General features: G+C 69.9%; 7 protein-coding genes. 5 read left to right on the top strand and 2 right to left on the bottom strand.

Going from position 1 to position 10,187, the window contains the following annotated elements:
- Nucleotides 1-116: 116 nt before the first annotated feature.
- Nucleotides 117-1,244 carry a glycosyltransferase family 4 protein gene (locus EII34_RS15990; RefSeq protein WP_185711291.1) on the bottom strand — a complete coding sequence of 376 codons (1,128 nt, stop codon included), beginning with the start codon at nt 1,242-1,244 and terminating at the stop codon, nt 117-119.
- Nucleotides 1,245-1,352: 108 nt separating this feature from the next.
- Between EII34_RS15990 and EII34_RS10455 the strand changes: the two genes are divergently transcribed.
- Complete coding sequence (locus EII34_RS10455; RefSeq protein ID WP_124845097.1) at nt 1,353-2,993, top strand: DUF6056 family protein; 1,641 nt, start codon at nt 1,353-1,355, stop codon at nt 2,991-2,993.
- A 30-nt stretch (nt 2,994-3,023) separates the two neighbouring features.
- Nucleotides 3,024-4,223: a GtrA family protein gene (locus EII34_RS10450; protein ID WP_260425126.1), complete on the top strand. Its 1,200-nt coding sequence runs from the start codon at nt 3,024-3,026 to the stop codon at nt 4,221-4,223.
- Here EII34_RS10450 and EII34_RS10445 read toward each other — a convergent pair.
- Complete coding sequence (locus EII34_RS10445) at nt 4,190-5,416, bottom strand: O-antigen ligase family protein (RefSeq protein ID WP_124845096.1); 1,227 nt, start codon at nt 5,414-5,416, stop codon at nt 4,190-4,192. The two genes, EII34_RS10450 and EII34_RS10445, sit on opposite strands and share 34 nt — an antisense overlap.
- Nucleotides 5,417-5,621: 205 nt before the next feature.
- Between EII34_RS10445 and EII34_RS10440 the strand changes: the two genes are divergently transcribed.
- From EII34_RS10440 to EII34_RS10430, 3 genes are read left to right on the top strand one after another with little or no spacing between them, the layout of a single operon-like run.
- Nucleotides 5,622-6,968 (top strand): lipopolysaccharide biosynthesis protein, encoded by a 1,347-nt coding sequence (locus EII34_RS10440; RefSeq protein ID WP_185711290.1) that lies wholly within the window; start codon nt 5,622-5,624, stop codon nt 6,966-6,968.
- 4 nt (nt 6,969-6,972) lie between these two features.
- Nucleotides 6,973-8,295 (top strand): O-antigen ligase family protein, encoded by a 1,323-nt coding sequence (locus tag EII34_RS10435; RefSeq protein WP_124845094.1) that lies wholly within the window; start codon nt 6,973-6,975, stop codon nt 8,293-8,295.
- A 1-nt stretch (nt 8,296) separates the two neighbouring features.
- Nucleotides 8,297-10,147 (top strand): polysaccharide biosynthesis protein, encoded by a 1,851-nt coding sequence (locus EII34_RS10430; protein ID WP_260425125.1) that lies wholly within the window; start codon nt 8,297-8,299, stop codon nt 10,145-10,147.
- Nucleotides 10,148-10,187 lie beyond the last annotated feature (40 nt).

The raw sequence follows: 10,187 nt of genomic DNA, 5'->3' as shown, positions 1-10,187 counted from the left end.
GGGGTCTGGCGGATCGGTTGGCGGCGGGGGGTCGTGTTGAGGCGGCGCGGTTCACCGCGGATGCCTGCGCCCTGGCCTACGAGGAGCAGTACCGCGACGTGGCACGGTAGCCGGACTCAGGACCGGAGGATCCGGTCCACGCCGCGCCACACCCGCGTCGGCGCGAACTCGGTCTCGGCACGTCGTCGCGCGGCCTGCCCCATGCTGGCCCTCAGCTCGGGGTCGTCCCGCAGCCGCACCAACGCATCGGCCAGGGCGACGGCATCGCCGAAGTCGAACTGGATGCCGGTGACGCCGTCGATCACCGCGTCGACGGCCCCGGTGGCGCGGGTGGTCACGGTCGGCACCCCGGCCGAGGCGGCCTCCAGCACCACGTTCGGGAAGCCCTCCCGTTTGGTGGGCAGGGTCAACACATCCATCGCCGAGAGCTCCCCCCAGGGCTCCTCCACGTACCCGGCCCAGATGACGTTGACATGCGTGGCACGCATCTCATCGGCGAGACCACCCTCCTCCTCGTTGCCGACGATGAGGCAGGTGACATCCGCCAGCCGGGGATCCTGCAGGGCAGTGATCAGGGTCGGGATGCCCTTGTCGGCCACCAGCCTGCCGACGAAACCGACGACGAAGGCGTCCTCACCGATGCCGAGCCGCTGCCTGGTCGCCTCCCGGTTGGCCCCGGCCTGGATGGCGGCGGCATCCACCCCGTTGCTGCTGCCGGAGCCCACCACGTCGGTGAGACGACGCCGTGGGGTCAGCCGCAGGGCGAGGATCCGGTTTCTCAGGCTGTCGGAGATCGGGACGACGTGGGTCATCGTCGCCATGGTGAGGGCCTCGAAGGCCCAGAAGACCGCCTTCCTCACCCCGGTGAAACCCTCCAGGCGCAGCCCCCACACGATCTGCACGCGGCGGGGAACCTTCGTCAACCAGGCTGCGATGCCACCCAGCAGGCTGGCCTTGGGGGTGCCGAGGTTCATCACCCCGGGACGGAGCCTGCGCAGCAGCCTCACCCACTCCACGAGGGCCTTCAGGTCCTTGACGGGGGAGGGGTCACGTTCCATCTCGAGCACGTGGCAGGTCACACCCGGCCAGCTGCGCACGACGTCGAGCTCCGGGCCGTCGGAGGTGACCAGGTGGACGTCCCAGCCCTGCTCGGCCATCCACTGCAGCTGCCCGCGCAGCAACCCGGCGGCGCTTCCGGGGATGGTGGTGGTGTAGACGAGGCGGTTCGGGAGATGGGTGGCCATGCGGCCAAGCCTACGGGGCGGCGTCGCATGGCAGAAGACGGCACCGGATGATTGCAGAGTGGGGGGTCCTCTCGGTACTGTGTCGAGCTGACCGATCTCGGAGGGGACATGACCAGCACGACGGGTGCCCGCCGGGCGGCGAGGCCAGGTGGAGGGCACCGATGGGTGCAGTTGATGCTGGCCGTCGCGTTGCTGACAGTGGTGTGGGTGCTGCTGTGGCGGCTGCCGGTCCTCATGGGCGACGACCGGTTCTTCGCGACGGCGTCGAATCTGCCCGGTGGGGCACAGACCCGCGAGGGCATCAGCAAGGTGATGGAGGACGCCTGGTACCGGTACAACGGCAGGCTCGCGGACGGTCTGGGCCCTGTCTACTTCGCCCTCGGCGACACGGTGATGCGCCTCATCATGGCGGTCTCCTACGTGCTGATGACGGTGCTGATGTGGCTGTGGTACCGGATCGCGCGCCCCGGGCACGACGACGAGCCACGCAACCGGTTCTGGGCCGAGTTCGGTCTCTTCGCGTTGGTGCCCTTCGTCATGGTGGGCACCCACCACCGGTTGGCCGGCGAGTCGATCTTCCTGGCCGCCGCGGTGTGGAACTACGTCATCCCCGTGAACCTGGCCCTGCTGGCCTTCCTGCCCTTCCTGCGGCGCGTCTCCGGCAGGCCCGGGTCGGTGATCTGGGAGGTGCTGGCCGCCCCGGTCATCGTGGTGACGATGGTGATGCACGAGATGGTGAGCATCGCCTGCTGCTGCCTGGTGGCGGCCGGTCTGTGGTGGCTGAGACGGCAGTGGCGGGACTGGCGGAACCTGCTGGTCGTCGTGCCCACCTGCTACGGGATGTACCTGAAGGTGCAGGCGCCGGGACTGTGGAACCGGGCCGACCGTGAGGAGCACAGCCTGGAGGCCGACGGCCTGGTCGGGGTGGTGGACAAGCTGCAGCGGGCCGCCGCAGCGCTCAGCGACCACTACACCTACTACCTGGTCCTCACGGTGCTGGTGATCGCGGCGGTGCTGGTGCTGGCGCTGACGGGGCACGCCCACGAGTCCCGGATGCGACGGGTCGGTGCCTGGTCGGTGCTGCCACTCCTGGGGCTCCTGATCCTGGTGTCCTGGCGGTTCCGGTACGCCGTCGCGCACATGGTGCCGGACAGCGTGCCGCAGCTGCGGGACCTGACCCGCCCCCACCAGGTCGTGATCCTGGCGCTGAGCGTGGCACTGCTCGGCGTCGTCGTGTGGCTCGCCCTCCGACGGATCCCGCAGCGGTGTGGTCCACTGCCCGGGCTGGTGGCGGCGGCCTTCCTCGGGACGTTGGGGGTGACGGTGCTGCTGGCCCGCCCCGAGTTCGGGCACCTGCAACGGGCCAGCCTGGCGGCACTGCTGCTGCTCGGGTTCCTGGCCGCCGTCCTGGCGGCGGACCTCCTGCCGCTGCTGCGGCGACAGCACCTCGCGGCCATGCTGCTGGGGGTGCAGGTCTTCGTCGGCGTGGAGGGTGCGGTGTTCTCGGCGACGCAGCTGGCGGTCAACCGCAGTGCCTGGGACGAGGTGGAGGAGCAGATCGCTCAGGCCCGGCGCGGCGAGATCTCGGAGATCCTCATCCCGCAACGGCTGCCCTGCGGGGATCTCACGTGGTACTACTGGCCACCCCACGTGGAGCGGACCTACGAGCAGCTGCGTGTGTACCATGGGCTCGACGATTCGGTGCAGTTCACCCCGATCATCTCCGACCGGCCATGTTCGATGAACTGATGGGACACGGATTCATCAGGTGAGATGCACATGACGAGGACGAATGAAACCGGGCAGGCCGGTGTGACCGGTGCGCTGGTCTCCCTGTGGCGCAACACGATCCTGCGGTACGTCGGGGTCGGTGGGTTGGCCTTCGTCGTGGACCTCGTGGTCACCGTCGTGCTGCGCGACCATCTCGGCATCGCCCTGTGGCTGGCGGTGGCCTGCGGCTACTGGGCCGGATTCGTGGTCAACTTCACCCTGCAGCGTTCCTTCGCCTTCCAGGGCGGACGCAACATCGGTGCCTCGCTGGTGAAGTACCTCATGCTGGTGGGCTTCAACTGGGCGGCGACGACACTGGTGATGCAGCTGCTGGTGGAGGGCCTCGGGGTCCCGACCGCCGTGGCCAAGATCCTGTGCACGCTCATGACCACGGTGTGGAACTATCCGCTGTACCGCTTCCTCGTCTTCCCGACGGAGCAGGCGACCCGCCCGCAGGCCGAACCGGTGCCGCGTCCCGGGACCGTGGAGTTCGTGATCCCGGCGCACAACTCCGAGACGGTGCTCGAGGAGACGGTCCGGGTTCTTCGGGACTGGGGAGCCGGACGAGAGGTGCACACCGGGGTGCTGATCGTGGAGAACGCCTCCACCGATGCCACCCACGACCTGGCGACGCGCCTGGCCGGTGAGTGCGCATCCGAGACCTTCACCGTCGCCGTGCTCCGCTCCGGGAAGGGGATGGGGGCGGCGTACCGTCGCGGGATCGAGGCGTCTCGGGCGGACCGGGTGGTGCTGACGGCTGATGACCTGCCGTTCGGGACCAGCGACATCGACGGCTGGTGGGCGCAGCCCAGGTCGGGGTTGGCGATCGGTTCGAAGGCCCACCCCGACTCGGTGGTGGAGCGTGGTCTCCTGCGTCGCGTCTCCACGAGGGGTTTCTCCGTGCTCAGGGGCGTGATCCTGGGGTCGCGGGTCGGGGACACGCAGGGAACACTGATCGTCGACGGCCACTGGCTGCGTGACAACGTGTCCCGGATCACGGAGCAGGGGTACCTGTGCTCCACCCAGGTCGTCGCGCTGGCCGAGCAGCAGGGGGTTGCGGTGACGGAGATCCCGGTGGTGCTGACCAGCCGGCAGGGCCAGCACGCGACCCGGCTGCGGCCGGGCGACGTGTGGCGGATGGCGGTGGGGCTGCTGCGGCTTCGCCGGGCCCTGGGTCAGTCCGGGGCAGGGACGTCCCCGCGGTCCTGAGCCAGCCTCGCCGCGACCGCCCCGAGCAGCCCCAGCTCCAGCACGCTCCACGACAGCGGCATCCAGGTGCTGTTCGTCATCCCGATGACGGGCCACAGCCCCAGCACCAGGAACACCGCCAGTGGTGTGAACCGCTGCGTGCGCTCGCCCCGTCGCCAGGCCTGCCGGGCCCACCACAGCACCACGACGACGACGGTGAGGAGGGCTGCTGCCACGACGATCCCGTACTGGGAGGCGATCTCGACGACGGCGTTGTGCGGGTTGGTCAGGCCGAAGGGTTCGCGTGGGGACTCCGGCAGCAGGGTCCAGGCCCCGTACTGCCCGGGGCCGACCCCGAGTCCCCAGGTGCGCAGCAGCATCCAGCCACCGTTGACGGCGAGGTTGAGTCGGGGGTCGTCGGTGCTGATCTCCCCCTCGTCGACGGGCAGCAGGGCGGTCAGCACCCCGGGGTGCAGCAGCAGCGTCGCGGCCCCTGCCGCGGCCGCGGCGGCCAGCACCATCCAGCCGTGGCGCACCAGCAGCAGCACGGCGCTGATCTCGACCAGCAGCACCAGCAGGGAGATCCGGGAACCGGTCTCGTGGACCAGCCACGGGCAGAGCAGGGCCGCCAGCAGGGCGGGGCCGCGCAGCCACCAGGACCGCTCCGTCGCGACCACCGCGACCGTGACGGGGAAGGCGACGACCAGGAGGTGGCCCAGCTGGTTGGGGTTGGCGAAGGTGCCTGCCATCTGGAACCACATGCCCATGAAGCGGTCGTCCTCCCAGGTGAGGGCGAAGGTCGGCAGGTGCAGCCCGGAGGTGACCTCCCAGATGACGACGACGGCCTGTCCCAGCACGGTCAGCACCACCCCGAGGGCCAGCCAGCGCCAGGTCCCGGCCCGGGCGAGGGCCGCGGCCAGCAGGAGTCCGGCGACCAGGGAGGCGAGCTCCACCAGGCCGCCGTCGTCCCAGCCGGGCCACAGCCGGGTGATCCCGGCGGAGACGAGCACCAGGGCGGCCAGGGCCAGGAAGGCGGCGGGGAGGCGTCGCCCGCTGCGGGGCACCGGGACGACGGCGAGCAGCAGGGTGACCCCCAGCAGCACCCGGAACAGCTGGGCCTGGCCCACACCGAACAGCGGTCCGGCAGCGGCGGTGGGGGGCAGTGCCAGGGCCACGACGGCGAGGGCGCGGCTGTGCCAGGTGGATGAGGACATGGTCGGCATTCTGCCACCCGGGCCGACATCCCCGGTTCGCCCGGCCCTGCGGCCCCTCCGCGAGAGCCCGTCCCGAGGTCCCGGCCGGCTCGACCAGTCGGAGGGACACGACCCCCGGCACATCGGGCCGGACCTCGTGCTCAGCGGGTCCGGGACCGGGTCTGCCCTTCTCGTGGCCCGAGGGCGAGCGTCTACACTGTGGCCCATGTCTGAAGCCCCCGGGACCCCTGAACCTGCCCAGTCGGGGATCCGGGGCAGGATCCGGGCCTCACGCATCGGTCAGTTCCTCAGCGGGCGTGAATTCCTGCGTCACGTGCTGACCCTGATGACCGGCACCGCCTTCGCGCAGGTGGTGAACCTGTTGGCGCAGCCGTTCATCACGCACCTCTACTCCTCCGAGCAGCTCGGGGTGTTCAACGTCTTCCTGTCGCTGGTGACCTTCATGGTCACCGTCGCGGCCCTGCGCTACGACCTCGCCATCGTGCCCGCCGCCGACGACGACGAGGCGCGCTGTCTGGTCTCGCTCGCCACCCGGTGCAACATCGTCGTGTCCCTGCTCAGCTCGCTGCTCCTGCTGGTCCTCGGCGGCCAGGTCGCCACCTGGCTGGGAGTGCCGGAGCTCGGCGGCTGGCTGTGGCTGGCCGGGCCGCTGGTGTTCCTCACCTCCCAGGTCACGGTGCTGGGCTACTGGCTCAACCGCAAGAAGTACTACACCGTCGCCAGCAGCAACCAGATGCTCCAGTCGCTGGCCATCGTCGGTCCGCGGCTCGGCCTCGGGGCCCTCAACCTCAGGGTCGTGGGGCTCGTCGCATCCCAGTTCGTCGGGGTCGGGGCGGCGCTGCTCCGGCTGCTGTTCGTCACCAGGGGCGAGATCACCGGGCCGACGACGGCCAGACGCCGCGACGTCGCCCGCAAGTACATCCGCATGCCGCTGGTCAACGGCCCCAACGCCCTGGTGGACGCGATCCGGCTCAACGGCATCGTCTTCCTCAACGCGCGGGTCTTCGGCAAGGCGGAGGTCGGGAACTTCGGCATGGCCTGGCTGCTGATCCAGGCCCCCCTCAGCTTCATCAACGGCGCCCTGTCCCAGGTGTTCTTCCAGAAGATGGCGGTCACCCCGCGCGGCCAGATGTTCCGGCTGGTGCGCACCTCCATCCTGCGTTCCCTGGCCATCGGGGTGGTGCCGTTCGCCCTGATCCACTTCCTGGCCCCCGTCGTGCTGCCGATGGTGCTCGGCCCCTCGTTCGACCTGGTCGGTCCCATCGCGGCGGTGCTGGTGCCGTGGCTGTTCCTCAACCTGGCGACCTCACCCATCTCGATGCTGTTCATCGTCGTCCACAAGCAGGGCGTGATGCTGCTGTTCGGCATCGCCTACATGGTCACCCCGCTGTACATCCTGGCGTTCCACCACAGCGACATCGTCTCCACCATGGCCGTGGTCTCGTGGGCGATGGCCGGGCTGCTGGCGGTGTTCTGTCTGCTGGCGCTGTGGGCGGCGCGGGCCTACGACCAGGGACGCACCCCCGATCTGTCGGTCCCCGCGAAGGAGTGACCACGTGCGACGTGTGGCGACGCTGTTCGGGTGTTCGGCCCCCGCCGTCGTGCTGGTGGCCAGCCTCTTCAACGGCCAGCAGGTGATGATCGACGACCCCGTCGGCATCACCGCCTGGCTGCTCGGTGCGGCGCCGGCCCTGCTGGTCGGGCTCATCCTGCTGCCCTGGGCGGCGGGGCGACGACCTCTGGTGGACGGGTCGCGGTGGGTGGTCGCCGCCACCGTCACGATGTTCGCCTGGTGCGCGATCAGGACCATCGGGGTCCCGCGCTGCCTGCTGACCCGTGCCGGGGAGCCGTTCGAGAAGTGTCTGCCCGAGTGGGTGGCCTGGGTGCCGTTGCTGCAGGCCGTGACGACGGCGGGGTTCGCCTGGCTGCTGGTCGCGGCCGTGCCACCCCGGCTGCTGAACCGCTGGCTGGTGGCCCTGGCCTCAGCCGTCGCGGTGGGGACGACGGTGGCGCTGGTGCGCGCCCTGATCCACCCGCGCGGCTTCAACCGGCTCGGGTCCGGGCTGGGCGGTCCGGCGGTGCTGAGCGTCGCCCTGGTCCTGGCCGCCGTGCTCCTCGTCGCGGCGGCCCGCGTCACGAGGCGGCGACGCCGGCCGTTGCTGCTGGGGGCCGTGTGGTTGGCGGTGCTGGTGGTGCTGACCTTCTCCCGCGCCGGGGTCGCGGTGGCCGTGATCGTCGCCGTCGTCCTGGCGGGCACGGGTCGTCTCCGGGTCGGCAGGCGGGAGCTGATGCTCATCGGCGGCGTGCTGCTGGCGCTGGTCCTCGCCGTCGCCCTGGTCTTCCCCGACCTGCTCGGCAGGCTGCTCACCCTGGGGGATCCGGACCGGGCGGCGACCACCCGCATCGCCCTGGGGTTCTGGGCCGAGGACTGGGGGCGCATCCTCGGTGGTGCCGGGACGGCCCGGGTGTGGCCGTGGTTCGCCGTGGACGCGGACCTGCTGTGGGCCTCCGAGAACGGGCTGTACGGCATGGCGGGGATGAGCGGTGAGATCCTCGGGCACGCGCACAGCACCTTCCTCACGGTGCTGGTCGAGCACGGGGTGATCGGGATGCTGCTGCTGGCGGCGATCCTGGTCGCGATCTGCTGGGCCGCGGTCCGCAGTCGTGGCGACGAGCCGTGGCGGTGGGGGCTGGTCGCGGCGGTCGCCGTCGTGCCCGCGTTCTTCTTCGACACCTACCTGTTCCGCAACCCGGGGGTGACCTTCGTGTGGTGGCTGGTGATCTTCGCCGGCCTTGCCGGATGGGGTGTCACGGGCCGTGCGGCCGACGGTAAGGTTGATCCGATGTCCGAACCCGGAACGAACACGCTGGAGGCTTGACGTGCAGACCAACCGAGTGCGCTGGACCCGCATGGGGCTCGCGCTGTGGGACCTGCTGGCATGGGCGACGTCCGCGTTCGCCCTGGTGGCGACGAGGTACGGCTTCGACCTGTCGGAGGAGCAGACCCAGCTGGTGCTGATCTACGCCGGGTCGGCGATGCTGCTGCAACTGTCCCTCGGCTACGTCACCAAGCTGTACCGCGGGCGTCACAGCGTCGCCTCCTTCGAGGAGGCCATCCTGTTGTCCTTGATCGGGGCCGCCGTCGGCATCTTCCTGGCCCTGTGCTTCATGATGTTCGGTCCGGTCAGCTATCCCCGGGTGATGACGTTCACCGTGCCGTTCGCGGCGTTGGTGATGATGGCGGCGGGGCGGTTCCTGTTCCGTGCCGCCACCCGCACCACCCGGTCCGGGCCCGATGCGGAGCGGGTGATCGTCTACGGGGCGGGCAACGCGGGTGAACAGTTCGGCCGCCTGATCCACGGCGACCCGGATGCGCCGTTCGAGATCGTCGGGTACATCGACGACGATCCGGCGAAGAAGAACCTCCACCTGGCGGGGGCCAAGGTGCTGGGAGACCGGCACCGGCTCATCGACGAGTGCCGCAGCGCGAACGTCCGCACCATCATCCTGGCGATCCCGACGGCGGAGCAGGCGCTGAAGCGGGAGGTCTCGGCGCTGGCCGACTCGGCTGATCTCAAGGTGCTGATGATGCCGTCGACGCGGGACATCGTGAGCGGGCGGGCGTCGGTGACGAGTCTGCACACCCTGGACGTCACGGACCTGCTGGGTCGCGCCCAGATCAAGACGAACCTGACGGAGATCGCCGACTATCTCTCCGGCAAGGTGGTGCTGGTCACCGGTGCGGGCGGGTCCATCGGGTCGGAGATCGCCCGGCAGATCTACCGGTTCGGGCCGAAGGAACTGGTGATGCTGGATCGCGACGAGTCCGGCCTGCACGGCACGCAGTTGTCGATCTTCAACCAGGGGCTGCTGGACACCCCGAACATGGTGCTGTGTGACATCCGTGACATGGAGGCCCTCGACGCGGTCTTCGCGGCCCACCGGCCCGAGGTGGTGTTCCACGCGGCGGCGCTGAAGCACCTGCCGATGCTGGAGCAGTATCCCCTCGAGGGGTGGAAGACCAACACGCTGGGTTCCCTCAACGTGCTCAGGGTCTCGGAGAAGTACGGCGTGGACCGGCTGGTCAACATCTCCACCGACAAGGCGGCCGATGCCACGAGTGTGCTCGGCAAGACCAAGCGGTTGGCGGAGGAGCTGACCGCGCACTACGCGAGGAGGACGGGGCGCACCTGGTTGTCGGTGCGGTTCGGCAACGTGCTGGGTTCGCGTGGGTCGATGCTGCACACCTTCACGGCGCAGATCGAGGCCGGTGGCCCGGTCACCGTCACGCATCCGGAGATCACGCGGTTCTTCATGACCATCCCGGAGGCCTGTGAGCTGACGTTGCAGGCCGCCGCGATCGGTGAGCCCGCCGATGTCCTGGTGCTGGACATGGGCGAGCCGGTGAAGATCCACGACGTCGCGAAGGGCCTCATCAAGCGCTCCGGCAAGGACATCAAGATCATCTTCACCGGGCTCAGGCCGAACGAGAAGATGCACGAGGTGCTGTTCAGCGACGACGAGGACCGCACCGCCACCAGTCATGAGCTGATCAGCCGGGTGCAGGTGCCGCCACTCGACCCGGCGCTGCTGGAGACCGTCGACGGCTCCGATCCCGAGTCGATGGCGAAGCTCACCCAGCAGTCGACGGCCGAGGCGGCCCGCCAGCTGAACCTGCAGCAGGCCTCCGAGGGGCTCGACGGCGTGGAGTTCGAGCGCCCGGAGAGCTGATCACAGTGGTCGGCAACCATCGCTTTTCCGACTGTTGCCG

Source organism: Arachnia propionica (genome assembly GCF_003859805.1).
Lineage (GTDB): Bacteria > Actinomycetota > Actinomycetes > Propionibacteriales > Propionibacteriaceae > Arachnia > Arachnia propionica_C.
This window is presented reverse-complemented; position numbering and strand designations above follow the sequence as displayed.

Excerpts from the sequence above, each read along its gene's own strand:
- EII34_RS15990 (WP_185711291.1), bottom strand. The coding sequence starts at position 1,244 with ATGGCCACCCATCTCCCGAACCGCCTCGTCTACACCACCACCATCCCC.
- EII34_RS10455 (WP_124845097.1), top strand. The coding sequence starts at position 1,353 with ATGACCAGCACGACGGGTGCCCGCCGGGCGGCGAGGCCAGGTGGAGGG.
- EII34_RS10450 (WP_260425126.1), top strand. The coding sequence starts at position 3,024 with ATGACGAGGACGAATGAAACCGGGCAGGCCGGTGTGACCGGTGCGCTG.
- EII34_RS10445 (WP_124845096.1), bottom strand. The coding sequence starts at position 5,416 with ATGTCCTCATCCACCTGGCACAGCCGCGCCCTCGCCGTCGTGGCCCTG.
- EII34_RS10440 (WP_185711290.1), top strand. The coding sequence starts at position 5,622 with ATGTCTGAAGCCCCCGGGACCCCTGAACCTGCCCAGTCGGGGATCCGG.